Here is a 15,471-nt window from a genome sequence, read left to right on the forward strand (position 1 = left end):
GATTTAGATTAAGATAAATTTATATTTAAGTTTTTATTTAGTTTTTATTTTTCAAAAACCCCTATTTATAGGGGTTTTGAGTTTTTAAAACCTTAATTTTTAATTAAAGTCATACACTTTAAACTCTTTTGGCTCAGGTGATTCAAAAGTATAATCGAATATTTTTGTTACTTTTGAATGTAATAGTACCCTGTTTACATTAGATGAAGTTCTTCCATAAACAGCATCTCCAATAATTGGCAAACCAACAGAATTTAAATGAACCCTAATTTGATGTGTTCTTCCTGATTCAATTACTACTTTTATTTTTGATTTATTACCTTCAACTAAAAGTGGATAAACTGTACTTTTAGCAGGTTTCCCTCTTTTCATATCAATCTTTGATTTTGCCATTCCTCTATCTTTAGTTGTTAATATTGGCTTGTCAATTTCTATTTCTTCTATAACTTTTCCTTCAACAATAGCGACATACTCTTTATAAACTCTATTAGCTTGAAACTCTTTTATTGCTTTTTTTTGAAATTCTTCATTTTTTGCAAACATCATAACACCGCTTGTTTCTTTGTCAAGTCTATTAAGTAAAATTGCATTTTCATATTTTTTTGCTATATCATCAGCTGTTAAAAATGCTGGCTTATCAACTACTAAAATATCTTTATCTTCAAAAATTACTCTTATTTTACTTATTTCTTTTATAGTAAATTTTGTATCAACTCTAATTTCACCTCGTGCAATTAAAACTTTTTTATCTCCTACTTTTACTACACCTCTATCTATTAATTCTTTCGCTTTAGAATTAGATATTTTTTCCTGTAATGCTAATAATTTATATGCTTTATCATATGCTACAGCCATTTGTTTATCTCCTTAATAATAGGTTCATTTGAACCTGCTTTTGTTAGAATCGGTTTTTCTAAATTTTCAATTCTTCCTAAATAATAACTTAATTCTTCTTTTTCAATCAAATAATAATTTTTAATACACTCAAAAAGAGATTTTTGATTAAAAATATTTTTACCACTTATTAATTTACAACCAAAATAAGCTGGTTCAATAGGATTGTGACCACCAATTTTTTCAAATGCACCACCTAATATTACAACATCAGATATTGCATAAATATCATTTAATATTCCCATTCTATCTACTAAAATTATATCTGAATCAAAAGTTTCTTTCATTGAAAATCTATGATAAGTTAAGTTCTTATTTTTTATATATTCACTAATTAAACTATTAACTTTTTCAAATCTTTCAGGATGCCTTGGAACAATAATTAATTTCCCAAACTCTTTTTTATAAGAACTTAAGATTAATTCCTCTTCTTTTTCATGTGTACTTGCAGCTGTTATTAAAATTTCATTTGGTTTATCAAAATCTATTTTCTTTTTTGGTAATTGAGCTAATTTGATATTTCCAATTACTTCAATATTTTTAGCACCTAATTCTTCTAATCTTTTTTTATCTTCTATAGTTTGTGCAAAAACTTTATCAATATTTTCAAATATTCTTTTATAAAAAAAAGAAAATTTTTTATATGAATTATATGATTTATCTGAAATTCTTGCATTTATTAAAAAAGTTTTTGCACCTTTTTTCTTTGCAACTAAAAAAAGTAAATACCAAAGTTCCGCTTCCATTACAACTAATACTTTTTGTTTATTAACCCAAAAAGGTAAAAATATTTCAAAAGGCAAATATCTAACATTTGATGTTAATGTTTTTGCTTCTTCGTATCCAGTATTTGTAATAACTGAAATATTTACTTGGTCTTTATAATATTCAACTAAAGGTTTAATAGCTTTAGTTTCACCCATAGAACATGAATGAAACCAAACTTTATTCTCTTGAAATCTACTATTTTTTATAAGAAAAAATTTAGAAGGTATAGCTTTTTTATATTTTTTATTTTTTGATTTAAATATTAAATAAGGAATTGCAAGTATATATACAATAGTTAATACTAAATAGTAAAATATACTAAAAAGGCTCAAAATTAAGCCTCTTTTTCTTCATCTTCTTTGTAAAGAATTCTTCCACAGTGTGGACAATTAACAATCTCTTCTGCTTTAATTACTTCAGCATAAGTTTTATCATTAATTTTCATAAAACATCCATAACAAGCTTGTTTTTTTACAGGAACAACAGCTGAATCTTTAGCCCATCTTTTGATTTTTTCATAAAAAGTTAAAATTTTATTATCAAATTTTTCTAATAATTCACTTCTTTGTTGATAAACACTATTTCTGTCATTATTAATTTCTTCAATTATATTATCAACTGCAACTTGAATCTCTTTTATATCTTCTTCTTCAACCGCAAGTTTTGCTTGTAACTCTTTTAATCTCTCATCTTTTGATACAGTTAAATTATCAAGTCTTTCTATCTCTTCATTTGCAAATGAGATTTGCTCTTTTGCTATTTCTTCTTCTAATTGTAGAGCTTTTAACTCTTTATCATTAGCAACATCTTTATTTTTTTTAGCTATATTGTCTAGCTTAGTTTTTAGTTCACTTAAATGAATATTATTTTTTGTTCTTTTTGATTTTACATCATCTATTTCTAAATATAGTGTGTTAATAGATGCCTTTATTGCTTCAGCTGTTTCAACAAAAGTTGCTAACTTTGCTTTCTCTTTTTCAATTTTTGGCTCAAACATACTAATTGCTGTATCAAATTTTGATAATTTGATTAAATCCTGTAAATACTTATTCAACCGTTTCTCCTTCTATAAAAAACTCAAATGGATTTTTTGAAGCTGTTATTATAGCTTTTAATTTATTTTTTTTCAAATATTCAAAAAGAAGTTCTTCAATTAACTTATTAAAATACTTCTCACTTTCATAATGTCTTATATCAATTAAAGATATATTTCTTGCTTTTGCTTCCATAGCATCATGATATTTAATATCACCTGTTAAAAAACAATCTGCTTTTACTTCATCTAATAAAGACATAGCAGAACCCGTAACAACAGCAATATCTTTAATAAAATCTTTACATCGAACAGCTTTTAATGTTTTTAAATTCAATTTATTAGAGATATGCTTTACTAATTCTTCAAAAGTCATATTAACTTCACAATAAGCCAAAAACTCTAAAGAATCTTTTATTTTAAATCCTAAAATTTTTTCAACAAAATATCTGTTTAGATGTGTTTTATCAATATTCGTGTGCATTGAAATTAAACTAATATCTTTTTTTATCAACTCTTTTAATATTTTAGTACTGTAAGTATCAAAATTTACTTTTTTAATTCCTGAAAAAATTAAAGGATGATGAGTAATAACTAATGAATTCGCTTTTAAATCTTTTGCTAATTCTAAATCCAAATCCATACTAATATAAATATTTTCAATTTCATCCTCAAAAGAGCCAACAAGAAGTCCTGAGTTATCCCATTTTTCTTGAAGTTCAAATGAAGAAATATCATTTAAAACATCATAAATTTCTTTTAATTTCATTTATTAAAACAACTCTGGATTAGTTTTTTCTAAATTTAAAAGAGCTTTATTTGCTGCTTCACTTCCAACTCTTTTTAATCTTTGAACTTCTTGTTGTTTATATAAAACAGCACAACCTTGTGCTAATTCTCGCACTTTTAATATATAATTTTGACGTTCTGTTACAGAAATTGCTTTTCTAGCATCAAGAGTATTAAATGCGTGAGAAGCTATCATACATTGATCATATGCAGGAAGTGGTAATTGCGCTTCTAAACAAGCTTTACATTCAGCAAAAGCATCATCAAAATGTTTAAATAGCATATCTGTATTTGCTATTTCAAAATTATATTTTGAAAACTCATATTCACCCTCTTTATGAACATCTCCATAAGTTGTTTTTCCAAAAGAGTTTTCATTCCAAACAATATCATAAACAGAATCTACCCCTTGTAAATACATAGCAAGTCTTTCTGTTCCATAAGTAATTTCAACTGCAACAGGATCGCATGCTAATCCTCCAACTTGCTGGAAATATGTAAATTGTGTAACTTCCATACCATCAAGCCAAACTTCCCATCCAAGTCCCCAAGCTCCTAAAGTTGGTGATTCCCAATTATCTTCTACAAATCTAATATCATGTCTTGAAATATCTAAACCTAAAAACTCCAAAGATTGTAAGTATAAATCTTGGATATTATCAGGACTTGGTTTTATTAAAACTTGAAATTGATAATAAGCACCTAATCTATTTGGATTTTCTCCATATCTTCCATCTGTTGGTCTTCTACTTGGTGCTACATAAGCTGTACTCCAAGGAGTTGAATCTAAACTTCTTAAAAGTGTTGCTGGATGAAATGTTCCAGCTCCAGCTGGAATATCATAAGGTTGAACAATATTACAACCCTGTTTTGCCCAAAACTCTTGTAACTTTAATAAAATTTGTGAAAAAGTAATCATCTATTTTATTCCTAACTCTTTGTTTATTTTATTTTTATCAAAACCACAAATCCATGAATTTCCTATTAAAATAACAGGAGCACCTTTACATCCATGCTTTTGACAATCTTTTAATGCTTCTTTATTTTTTGATAAATCAATAAGATTATATTTTAATTTTTTACTTTTCAAATAATTTTTTGCCTCTTCACACCATTTACAATTTGGTAAAGTAAATAATGCAATAGGCTTCATTATAAAATTACTTCGATATCTTTAGAATCACTTTCAACAGCTTTTGCTTTAACTATTCTATCTTCTTTTAATTTTATTGATAATTCTTTATCTGTAATTGCTAAAATTTGCATTGCTAAATATGCAGCGTTAATCGCACCAGATTTTCCAAGAGCAACTGTAGCAACAGGCATTCCAGCTGGCATTTGAACAGTTGAAAGCATAGCATCCATACCATCCATTGCTCCACCTTTCATCGGAACTCCAATAATTGGTTTAGTTGTAGTTGCAGCTAATGCACCAGCTAAATGTGCTGCCATTCCAGCAGCTGCTATAAATACAACAGCACCTTTTTCTTCAGCATCTTTTACATAATCTTTAGTTCTTTCAGGTGATCTATGAGCAGATGATATTATCATTTCGTATTTAACATTAAATTTTTCAAATGTATCAGCACAATTTTTCATTATTTCATAATCAGATTTACTACCCATAATAATTGAAACAAACTTCATTATTTTTCCTTTTTATTTTTAAAAGTCACCGATTATATCAAAAACTATCTAATAGTTTTATAATCTTATTTATATTAAGTTTTTTCCACGAATCAAATTTATTTACTGTTAAACTATCATTTTCATAAATAAATTTTGATAAATTTTTACTTCTATCTTTCACATAAATAGGCTTTACATAATTGTAATATTTAATCTTTTTTTCAAATTCTTTATCAGTAAATATAGTAACTGTAGGTATCATAAAAGATTCACTTATATGATAGGTAGAAGTATCCACAGTGATTATTTGATCCATTGAAGAGATTATAAACATAAAGTCTTCTATACTTTTTGATTCTTTTGATAAATCTAAATGGTTAAATTCTTTAATTTTACTATCTATATTTAAAGTAGTTATTATTGTGTAATTATCAAGTTTTGATATTAATTCTTTTAACATTTCAACAGCAAAAGCTTGAGGTATTGATTTATTTATATTAGCAGAATATGGATGAAATAATAAAACTTTTCCTTTTTGCTTTGCTACTTTAATTTTTGTAAATAAACTATCTTGAGGTTTATATTTTAACAAATTTATAACACTATATTTATCTTCATCAACTATTTTTTTATAATCAATCCCAAATTTAGTAAGCCAAGCATCAACTATATTTAATTCATCAAAAATTTCTTCAATTTTAACACTATTATCAACAAAATAATCATACTCACACAATTTTTTTGAAGTAATACTTAAAGGAAAAATATTAGAGATATAATCTTGTGTAAGATATATTTGTTTATCTCTTGTATAATAACTATTATTTGAAGCATCAATATATAAATCAAATTTTACATTTTTACAAATTTCTTTTAATTTTTTATGTAAAATTCTTAATGCAGCTAAAGATGAAATAATTTGACTAATACTATTACCAATTCCACCAATAAATGCAATTTTTATTTCATCATTTTTTATGTTTTTTAATTGTTTATAAATATCAACTGATTTCACATCATAAAAAAAGAGTTTATCATTAGCTTCTCTTTTTTTATATTCATCCAAGTTCTCTATGCCTAATTCGATAGGAAAATTTTCCAATTTACGAAGTCTTTTTTCTTCAAAAACTTTTGGAATATATTTATCCTTATCTACTTTATTAAATATAGTTTTCAAATCATTAAAATCAGAATAAGTAGTTATATAAACTGTCTCATTTTCCATATTTGATGGATTTTTAAATCTAAAATAATTAACTAAAGTTCCATCTGTAGTTTTAATATTTATATTTTGAGTAACTCTAAAAAAAATCATTTCTTTTAAAAGCTTATTCTACAATATTATCTTCAATATTTTCTATTCTAAACATTGTTAAATAAGGAAGTTTTCCTGGTAATTTTATCTTATTTACATTTCCACTATGAACTGATTCCAACTCTTTTCCAGTTTCTGTTAAAATCTTTTTGAAATTAATATAATATAACCCATCTTCTTTTTTGAAAATTTTTCCTATTTCATTCTCACATTCAGATAAAACTTCATCTTTTGGAGTAAAAATTTCAATATCTTCGCTTGGATAAACTTTATATTTACATAAAAAGTGTTCTTCATCTTCAGTTACAAGACCTGTAACTTCATAAGAACCTTTACTTAATGCATAATCATGATTTTGAGAATCTGTTTTTTCAAATGGTCTATGAATTAAATATGCATCAGTAAATCCTCTGTTTTTTGTTGTATGCAACTCTTTTTGATAAAGATTTGCATCAAATTTACCAGCGTAATAATCATCTATTGCACTTCTATATGCTTTTGCTGTAACTGCTGCATAATATGGAGATTTTGTTCTTCCTTCAATTTTAAGAGCATTAACTGCACCACTATCTAATATCTCTTGAATATGAGAAGCTAAATTTAAATCTTTTGAATTAAATATATATGTTCCAACTCCTGGTTCTTCTTCCAATCTAAATAGTGTTCCATGGTCTTCATTTACTGCATATAAAGTATATTCGAATCTACAATCATTTGCACAACTTCCTCTATTTGGAACTCTTCCCATTTGAACAGCACTTACTAAACATCTTCCTGAATATGCAAAACACATTGAACCATGTGCAAAAATCTCGATTTCCATATCTGGTAAATGTTTTTTAATCTCTTTAACATCTTTTAATGAGATTTCTCTAGCAACAACAATTCTTTTTACTCCCATATCCCAAAATACTTGAGCATCCATATAATTTAATACGTTTGCTTGAGTTGATAAGTGAATAGGAATTTGAGGAGCTAATTCTCTACAAAGTCTTACAACACCTGGAGCTGCAACGATAAATGCATCAGGTCCTAATTCTGCCATTGTTAAAATATGTTTTTTTAATAAGTCTATTTGTGAGTTAAAAGGAAATCCATTGATAGTTGCATAAACTCTTTTTCCTCTTGCATGAGCATAATCAATTCCTTCTTTAAAAGTTTCAAATGTAAACTCTTTCCCTGCTCTTATTCTTAAACTAAAGTGACTAACACCTGCATAAACTGCATCTGCACCATATTTAATAGCTATTTTTAATTTTTCTAAATTACCTGCAGGTGATAGTAACTCTACTTTTTGATTATTCATAAAATTCCTTTTAATACTTTTATAATGATATTTTGTTTTTTAATTTGAGATTATACCTATTTTTAGATAAATATAAAAGTGGACTATTTTAATCTTAATTAGATTTAAAAAAAGGATTTATGAGAGGGCTTTAAAAGCTCTCCCATTCATCATCATCTTTTGATTTAGATGATATAATTTCTGATTTTTCATTACTTACATTAATTTTTGAAGCAGATTTAACCTGTTTTTCAATTTTTTCTAAATTTACAGGAGTATTAGAAGATACTTTTTTTGCAGGAATAGATTCTACAAAACTATTATCTTTTTTTAATTGATCCAATGCCTTGAAAACTTCAAGTGTTGCATTATCTAGTTTTTGAGATAAGTTATTCAATAATGAACTATCAGATACCTCTTTACAATCTTCATTTATATAATCTTGTACACTATTATGAACTAAATCATGATTTAACTTTAAATGTTTCCAGTTTTCTGTTTTTGTAAAGGCTTTTCCACTATTTTCTTGCTCAACTAGCCATTTTCCTAAATCACACTCTGTTGGTTTTGTAACACTCCATGCAACTTTTGTACTACCTACTTTATCGAAATTTACCAATTTAAATTTTATATGATCATTTTTAAGTTTTGAAATTTTAAATACTAAATCAATATCTTCAATCTCTTTTTTACTCATTTCTTTAAATTTTGCTCTATCTGCAATTTTTAATAAATTTTCAGATAATGCAGCTACTTCAGAAGCTAAACCGCTTATTACAGTAGCAGAATTTGCATTTACTTGTGTTGCTTGATCTAAAGTATTTATCGTATCATTAATTTGAATAATACCTTTTTCTTCTTCTTTACTTCCTTGTGAAACATCTTCAATTAAAGTAATAGTTTCATTAATCTTAGTATTTAATGTTGTATATCCACCTATCATCTCATTTGCAATTGCTTTTCCTTCATTTGCTTTTGCAGTTGCTAATTGAACAATATTTTTGATTTCTCTTGCAGCTTCAGCACTTCTACTTGCTAGATTTCTAACTTCTTGAGCAACAACAGCAAATCCTTTTCCTGCTTCTCCTGCAGTTGCTGCTTCAACAGCTGCATTTAATGAAAGAATATTTGTTTGGAATGCAATTTGGTCAATCACAGTAATTGCATCATTAATTGATTTAACTTGCTCATCAATATCATCCATCGCTCTGTTTGTTTTAGAAGCAAGAACTTCACCCTCTTTTGAAGAGTATTGTAATTCAGCTGCTAACTGAGACATTTGATGTACTTTTTGTACACTTGATTTAACAATAGAAGTAATCTCTTCAACAGCTGCTGCTGTTTCCTCTAAAGATGCTGCTTGTTCATTTGCTGATGCTGAAAGTTTATTTGCTGCATTTGATAAAACATTTGTATCTTCATTTAATTTTCTTCCACTTGTTACTATCATTGATAAAAATTCAGATACAGTAACTCCTATTAGTTGAGTGCTAGCTGCTAATGAAGATATTATTCCATTTACTTTTGAAGTATCAATTTTTGAATCACTTAAAGAGAAATTAGAATTTCCATATTCAATTAAAATGTTATTTAAACCAACTAAATTTTCATTAGTTCTATCTATCATAGAATTAATAGAATCTCTTAATTTTTGTATTTGTGGATTAGAAGAATTTTTTTCAATCTTATATACATAAAATCCATTTATAACTTTTTCTATAACTTGGTCAACATTCTCTATAACTTTTGAATCTTCATCATAACCAGCTCTTAATTTTGCAATATATCCATTGAAACTATCAACAAGTTTTCCTATTTCATCATTTGATTTTTTCTCAATATGATCCGCTTTTGTATTGCCTTGAGAAATATCAATAATTGCATCATTTAAATTTTCAAGAGGTCTGATAATTGTTTGATTAACAAAATAATTATAAACTAAATAAACAATAATTATTAACACTAGAGAAAAAAGTAAAATATTTATAATAATACTATTAATCTCTTTGTCTGTATTTTCTTGCATTAAAGCAACGTCATTTTCTATATCATCTACATAAGCACCTGTTCCAATTATCCAATCCCAAGGTTCAAATTTTTGCACATAAGAGAACTTTTCTTTAGGGTCATTCTTTTTGTTTGGCTTATCCCACCAATATTTTACTAAACCACCTTCTTTATTTTGATTGGAAATTTTTGACATTTCAACAAAAAGTTTTTTACCTTTTGCATCTTCATACGTAGATAAATCTGTTCCATTTAATTTTGTATTTGGATGATGAATCATTTTAGGGAAAGAATCATTTATCCAAAAATAATCATTATTAGCGTATCTCATTTCAGAAATAGTTTTTAATGCTTCATCTTGTAATTTTGTTGTTACATCATCAACATATTCACCTGTACCAATAACCCAATTATAAGGCTTAAATAATTTTACGAAAGAGACTTTTAATTGAGGTGCTTCAAAGCCAGGTTTAGGCCATACATAGTCAACAAAGCCTTCACCATCTTTTTTTGCAACATCAGAAAATTCTTTAAATATTTGCTTTCCACCTTTGTCTTTATATTCATACATATTTTTATTGTTTAAAGCTGGATTAATTGGATGTGTCACTATTACTGAATCAGTATCATTTATCCAAAAATAACCTGTCTGTCCATATCTTGTTGCATCTACTATAGATTTTAATCTATATTTTAATGCTTCTTCAGATAATGACCCTTTCAACTTAGCATATTCTGATTCTAAAATAGAAAAAAGAAAATTTGTTTGTGTTTTTAACTGATCTTGAACTTCAATCTTAATTTTATCTACTGCTGTTCTATTATGATAAGCTTCAACAGTTTTCACAGCTAAAGAGACATAGTTTTTAAGTTCTATTTCTTTTTTTAAATAAGCTTCTTCTTTATATTTTTCAATATTTTCATCAGAAAAACTTTTTATTGAAAATATAGAATTTATAGCTATAGCTATTGAAATTACTATGATTGTAATCAAAGATAAAATTAATATCTTACCTTTTATTGATATGTTTGAAAACATTTAGCACCCCACAATTTAATTGAACATATAATATCCATTGTATTATAAAATTGTCAAGCTTTTTTATTATTTTATGAGATTTTTAGCAAATTCTAAAGCCTCTTGCGTTACTTTTTCACCGCTTATCATCCTTGCTATTTCACTAATTCTTTCTTCTTGATTTAATAATTTTACAGATGATTTTTTATTATTTTTATCAACTAAAAAATGCTGATTTGCTTTTGAAGTAAGTTGTGGTTGATGAGAAATTGCAAATATTTGATAAGAACTACTTAATTTTGTTAAAACTTTTGATATTGCATCACTCTCTTTTCCACTTAAGTTTGCATCTATTTCATCTAAAAACAATATACCATTATCAACAATATCAAATTCACTCATAGATGTAAGAAGAGCTAATCTTAATCTATTATATTCTCCTGAACTAATAGTTTCTAAAGAAACATGGTTTAATTCAAATATAACTTCATCTATACCATTAGAATCAAGTTTTTTATTTTTTATAATAATTTTCGCATTACTTAAATATAAAAATTTAAGATAATGATTAATTTTTTCTTCTAAAATTAAAGCACTTTCTTTTCTAAACTTAGATAATTCAATAGAAACTCTTTCAATTTGAATATTAATTTCATCAAATTTCTTTTCTAAATTTTGTTTATGAAAAAAAATATTTTCATAAGATTCTAACTCTTTTTTCTTTTCTTCTTTATATTTTAAGCACTCTTGTATTGAACCAAATCTCTTTTGTAAAGAAGATAATTTTTCTATTCTATCTAAAACTTTCTCTATATTTATATCTTCTAATTCATGTAACGAATCGTTGAATTTTTCAAATGTATTATTTAATTCATTCATTGCTTCATCAAAAAAAGATGAATCAACTTCCATAGATTCCAAAGCATGAATAACATTATGATTAAATTCAAAAATTCCTGATGCTTTTTTTATTGCAACTTCAATTTTCTCTTTTTTTGCTAATCTTTTCTTTAAAGAATTTAATTCTTCATATTCATCAATTGTTGGATTAATTTGCTCAATTTTATCAATTTCAAATTTCGCAAACTCTTTTAAATCTTCTAGTTTCTTTTCATCTTCGCTTATTTTTTCTAACTCTTTATTTATTAAAGTTAATTCTTTATACAATTCATCAAATTCATTTTTAATTTTAATAAACTCTTTTTTATTTTTGAAAGATAATTTATCTAAAAAATCTATTAATTTAGAACTATCAAACTCTGAAGTATCTTTTAAATTTAAATGTTTTATTAATTTTGATGAAAATTCAGATAAATTTTTTTTAGATATAGTTTGATTATTTAAAAAATATCTTACTTTATCTTTTTTTATACTTTTAATTATAATTTCATCATCAATTGATATATCAAAATTTTCATCAGAAATTTTTGTATCAGATAATATAACTTCCGATACAGAAGCTTTTACATCAGATAAAGCAAACAACGATAAAATAGATTGCATCAAAATAGATTTTCCAGCACCACTTGGTCCTGTAAAAATATTTAATCCTTTATTAAATTCTAAATCAACTTCCTCAAAAGATAAACAATCTTTTAAATATACTCTTGTAATCAATTCCTAATTTCCCCATCTTAGTTTTTCATTTAAAACTTCAAAATAATTTCTTTGAATTCTATGTAACATTTTTGCTTTTTTATTTGCTATATTTATTTTAATTGATTGATTTTGTTCAACTTCATAAATATCTTGTCCATCAACAATCACAACCGCACCTTGTGTATCAACAATTTTAAACTCAATTTCAAAATCAGCAGGCATAACTAAAGGTCTTTGTGTTAAAGAATGAGGTGCAACAGGTGTTACAATAAAAGCTTTAGTTAAAGGATAAACTATCGGTCCTCCAACAGATAAATTATATGCTGTTGACCCTGTAGGTGTAGAAATAATAACTCCATCACCATAATAAGTATTAAAAGCTTTTCCATCTATTTTTGCTTTTATTTTAATCATAGAAGATATAGATTTTCTTGAAATTACTATATCATTAAATGCGACAAATTTATTTAAATTTACACTTCCTTCTATTAGCATTCTATTATCTATTTTATAAATATTGTTTTTTAAGTCTTCAATAAATTTAGGTAATTGCTCCATACAAATATCAGTTAAAAATCCTAATGTTCCAAGATTTATTCCTAAAACAGGTTTTTCAAAATTAAATGACTTTCTAACTACTGATAAAAGTGTTCCATCTCCACCAACCGAAATAAGAAAATCAACTTTTAAACATAATTCTTCTAAAGAATAACCATTATCACTAATCATTTGTGCAGAATTTTCTTCTAAAAAAACATTAATTTTTTCATTTTCAAATAACTCTTTTATTTTTAAATATGTTGATTTTAATTCAGGACTAGAAGGTCTTAAAACAATTCCTACATTTTTAACATTATCTAACTGTTCAAAATTTTTTTCAATTCTCAAAATTTGCTCATTTTTATAAATTTATTTAAATCATTCGTATTTAATTTTAACCTATTATTTATTAATTACTTAAATAAATCTAATCAAAAAAAAAGGGATATGCAAAAAGCACATCCCTTTAAACAAAACAGTTAAATATTAACCATTTCTCTTTTTAATAATCTCTTCAGAAACATTTCTTGGAACTTCAGAGTAGTTATCAAAAATCATTGAGTATGTAGCTCTACCTTGAGACATAGATCTTAAGTCTGTAGAGTATCCGAACATTTCAGATAATGGAATCATAGCAGTAACTAATTTGATACCAGCTCTGTCATCCATAGACTGAACTTGTCCTCTTCTTTTATTACAATCCCCAATAACGTCTCCCATATAATCTTCAGGAGTTTCAATTTCAACTTTCATAATTGGCTCTAGAATAACCGCACCAGCTGCAGCACTTCTACAAGCTTGTTTGAATCCCATTGAAGCAGCTAATTTAAATGCCATCTCAGATGAGTCAACATCGTGATAAGAACCATCATAAACAGTAACTTCCATATTTACCATTGGATATCCAGCTAAAATACCACCTTGCATTGCTTCAAAACAACCTTTTTCAACTGCTGGAATATATTCTTTTGGAATTACCCCACCTTTGATATCATTATTAAATTTAAAGTTATCTTCACTATCAACTAATGGTTTAATTTCTAAGAATACGTGACCGTATTGACCTTTACCACCAGATTGTTTTGCATATTTATACTCTTGTTTAACAGCATTTCTAATTGTTTCTCTATAAGCAACTTGAGGAGCACCAACTTCAGCTTCTACTTTAAACTCTCTTTTCATTCTATCTACAAGAATTTCTAAGTGTAACTCACCCATTCCTGAAATAATAGTTTGTCCAGATTCTTCATCAGTATTAACTCTAAATGACGGATCTTCTTCTGCTAACTTTCCTAATGCAATACCCATTTTTTCTTGGTCAGCTTTTGTTTTTGGCTCAACAGCTACAGAAATAACTGGTTCTGGGAAATCCATTCTTTCTAAGATAACTGGATCTTTTTCAGAAGCTAATGTATCTCCTGTAATCGTAGATTTTAATCCAACAACTGCACCAATTTCACCAGCATAAAGTTCTTTAATTTCCTCTCTACTGTTTGCATGCATTTTAAGTAATCTTCCGATTCTCTCTTTTTTCATTTTTGTAGAATTTAATACATAAGTTCCAGATTCTAAAACTCCTCTATAAATTCTAACGAATGTTAATTGTCCAACAAATGGGTCAGTCATAATTTTAAATGCTAATCCTGCAACTTCACCTTTATCAGTAGAAGGAACAATAATAGCATCTCCATCTTGTGTTTCACCATTAATATCAGCAACTTCAGTTGGAGCTGGTAAATACATAGCAACTGCATCTAGTAAAGGTTGAACCCCTTTATTTTTAAATGAAGTTCCACAAACCATTGGAGTAATTTCCATAGCTAATGTTCTTTTCTTTAATCCAGCAACAATCTCTTCTTCAGTTAATTCTATACCTTCTAAATATTTTTCCATCAATTCTTCAGAAGACTCAGCTGCTGCTTCAACTAGTTTTTCTCTATATTCAGCAACAACATCTTCTAAATCTGCTGGGATATCTTCAATGTTATACATTTCACCTGCTTGTGCATCAAGGTTATAAGTATAAGCTTTTAATTTAACAAGGTCTATCATACCTCTAAAGTTTTCTTCTGCACCAATTGGAATTTGAAGTGGTAACGGATTAGCTTTTAATCTTTCTGCAACTTGTTTTTCAACATTGAAAAAATTTGCTCCAGTTCTATCCATTTTGTTTACATAAATAATTCTTGGAACACCATATTTATTTGCTTGTCTCCAAACTGTCTCAGATTGTGGCTGAACTCCACCTACTGAACAAAATACAGCTACAGCTCCGTCAAGAACCCTCATAGATCTCTCAACTTCAATTGTAAAGTCAACGTGACCTGGAGTGTCAATAATATTTATTTGTAATTGCTCATTTGTTTTTGGGTGATTCCAAAAACAAGTTGTAGCAGCAGAAGTAATTGTAATACCTCTTTCTTGCTCTTGTTCCATCCAGTCCATTGTAGCGGCACCTTCATGAACCTCACCAATTTTATGAGAAACACCTGTGTAGAATAAAATTCTTTCTGTTGTTGTTGTTTTTCCTGCATCAATGTGAGCAGCAATACCGATGTTTCTAACTCTGTTAAGTGGTATTTTTCTAGCCATTT

At 26.7% G+C, this 15,471-nt stretch carries 13 protein-coding genes; all 13 read right to left on the reverse strand.

Annotated elements, in window-relative coordinates; all coding sequences use genetic code 11:
* Positions 1-99: 99 nt before the first annotated feature.
* The 13 genes from AAQM_RS10625 to fusA all read right to left on the reverse strand — a co-directional run bounded on the left by AAQM_RS10625 (position 100) and on the right by fusA (position 15,469).
* Positions 100-855: a pseudouridine synthase family protein gene (locus tag AAQM_RS10625; protein ID WP_129095331.1), complete on the reverse strand. Its 756-nt coding sequence runs from the start codon at positions 853-855 to the stop codon at positions 100-102.
* Positions 846-1,997, reverse strand: a complete 1,152-nt coding sequence (waaA, locus tag AAQM_RS10630; protein WP_129095332.1) for a lipid IV(A) 3-deoxy-D-manno-octulosonic acid transferase — start codon at positions 1,995-1,997, stop codon at positions 846-848. The genes AAQM_RS10625 and waaA overlap by 10 nt, the downstream gene beginning before the upstream one ends.
* Entirely contained in the window at positions 1,997-2,716 is a 720-nt protein-coding gene (locus tag AAQM_RS10635) for a zinc ribbon domain-containing protein (protein WP_129095333.1), read from the reverse strand. The genes waaA and AAQM_RS10635 overlap by 1 nt, the downstream gene beginning before the upstream one ends.
* The gene (locus AAQM_RS10640) at positions 2,709-3,464 is read right to left on the reverse strand and encodes a Nif3-like dinuclear metal center hexameric protein (protein ID WP_129095334.1); all 756 of its coding nucleotides are present in this window, start codon (positions 3,462-3,464) and stop codon (positions 2,709-2,711) included. The genes AAQM_RS10635 and AAQM_RS10640 overlap by 8 nt, the downstream gene beginning before the upstream one ends.
* A 3-nt stretch (positions 3,465-3,467) precedes the next feature.
* Positions 3,468-4,403, reverse strand: coding sequence for a glycine--tRNA ligase subunit alpha (gene glyQ / locus AAQM_RS10645; RefSeq protein ID WP_129095335.1), 936 nt, complete (start codon positions 4,401-4,403; stop codon positions 3,468-3,470).
* Positions 4,404-4,637, reverse strand: a complete 234-nt coding sequence (locus AAQM_RS10650) for a glutaredoxin family protein (RefSeq protein ID WP_129095336.1) — start codon at positions 4,635-4,637, stop codon at positions 4,404-4,406. It abuts the gene before it with no gap.
* Positions 4,637-5,131, reverse strand: a complete 495-nt coding sequence (purE, locus tag AAQM_RS10655) for a 5-(carboxyamino)imidazole ribonucleotide mutase (RefSeq protein ID WP_128987133.1) — start codon at positions 5,129-5,131, stop codon at positions 4,637-4,639. Before purE ends, AAQM_RS10650 begins: the two co-directional genes overlap by 1 nt.
* A gap of 37 nt (positions 5,132-5,168) precedes the next feature.
* Positions 5,169-6,428 (reverse strand): glycosyltransferase family 9 protein, encoded by a 1,260-nt coding sequence (locus AAQM_RS10660; RefSeq protein WP_129095337.1) that lies wholly within the window; start codon positions 6,426-6,428, stop codon positions 5,169-5,171.
* 13 nt (positions 6,429-6,441) lie between these two features.
* On the reverse strand, positions 6,442-7,734 hold the full coding sequence (locus AAQM_RS10665) for a peptidase U32 family protein (protein ID WP_129095338.1): 1,293 nt from the start codon (positions 7,732-7,734) through the stop codon (positions 6,442-6,444).
* Positions 7,735-7,864: 130 nt separating this feature from the next.
* Positions 7,865-10,759 carry a cache domain-containing protein gene (locus AAQM_RS10670; protein WP_129095339.1) on the reverse strand — a complete coding sequence of 965 codons (2,895 nt, stop codon included), beginning with the start codon at positions 10,757-10,759 and terminating at the stop codon, positions 7,865-7,867.
* Positions 10,760-10,825: 66 nt separating this feature from the next.
* Entirely contained in the window at positions 10,826-12,355 is a 1,530-nt protein-coding gene (locus tag AAQM_RS10675; RefSeq protein WP_129095340.1) for a DNA repair protein RecN, read from the reverse strand.
* Positions 12,356-12,358: 3 nt separating this feature from the next.
* Positions 12,359-13,225, reverse strand: coding sequence for an NAD(+)/NADH kinase (locus AAQM_RS10680; protein WP_129095341.1), 867 nt, complete (start codon positions 13,223-13,225; stop codon positions 12,359-12,361).
* A 138-nt stretch (positions 13,226-13,363) separates the two neighbouring features.
* A complete protein-coding gene (gene fusA, locus AAQM_RS10685; RefSeq protein ID WP_129095342.1) occupies positions 13,364-15,469 on the reverse strand; it encodes an elongation factor G in 2,106 nt (701 codons plus the stop codon).
* Between the last annotated feature and the right edge of the window lie 2 nt (positions 15,470-15,471).

Source organism: Arcobacter aquimarinus (assembly GCF_013177635.1).
Classification (GTDB): Bacteria; Campylobacterota; Campylobacteria; order Campylobacterales; family Arcobacteraceae; genus Aliarcobacter; species Aliarcobacter aquimarinus.